The following is a 915-nucleotide window of genomic DNA, read 5'->3' on the forward strand; positions in this document are numbered from 1 at the left end:
CTTTTCCCATGTGTGCATTGGAATAAGATTCTTTATCATGTAAAAACCATAGTGATTCATTTCCTTTTAACCTTAATGAATAAGTTAAATCATCCAATTGAGCTTCCATTTTGAGAATGTACTCTTGGATTGGTTTTGCGTTTTCATCTGTTGGATCATACATCGATCCAGTGCTTGTTACTTTATAAATGAGTTCCATTTTTTCTTGAGAAATCCCAACAAAACTTGACAATAAAATCAATAAAAATAGTTTCTTCATATATTTTAAATTTAAATAAAAAGAGGTGCAACATAATGCACCTCTTGGAATTTTTTATAATTTCTTACCAGATTTTAACTCTGTTTTCTGGTTTTACATACAACTTATCTGTCTCTTTAATATCGAATGCTTTGTAGAACGAATCTACGTTTTGCAATGGTACATAAGCGCGATACATTCCTGGCGAATGCGTATCTGTTTTAACAAAATTCTTGATGGCTTCATCTCTCATTTTGGTTCTCCAAATGGTTGCCCAAGAAATGAACAATCTTTGTTCTGGTGTGTAACCGTCAATTAAACCTGGATTTCCATTTTGCTTTAAATGTATTTGTAATCCATCATAAGCAGCATTTATTCCGCCTAAATCTCCAATGTTTTCACCAAGAGTAAATTTACCATCAACAAAAGTTCCTGGAATTGGTTCTAATGCGCTGTATTGTGCTGCAAGTGCTCCGCCAAGACCTGTAAATTGTTTTAAATCGTCTTCAGTCCACCAGTTTACAAGATTTCCATCGGCATTATATCTTGAACCCGAATCGTCAAATCCGTGTGAGATTTCATGACCAATTACTGCTCCAATTCCGCCATAATTTACAGCTTCATCGGCTTTATAATCATAAAATGGTGGTTGCAAAATTGCCGCTGGAAAAACAATT

2 protein-coding genes are annotated in these 915 nt (G+C 34.2%); both read right to left on the reverse strand.

All coding sequences use genetic code 11. The features are described 5' to 3' along the window. Window positions 1-259 (reverse strand): hypothetical protein (locus DIU01_RS12525; protein WP_290834962.1); only part of this gene is annotated, 259 nt, incomplete at its 3' end. A gap of 64 nt (window positions 260-323) precedes the next feature. Then, window positions 324-915: M13 family metallopeptidase (locus tag DIU01_RS12530; protein ID WP_290834964.1), on the reverse strand; the 592-nt coding region annotated here is incomplete at its 5' end.

Origin of the sequence: Flavobacterium sp. (genome assembly GCF_003525665.1) — a bacterium.
GTDB lineage: Bacteria > Bacteroidota > Bacteroidia > Flavobacteriales > Flavobacteriaceae > Flavobacterium.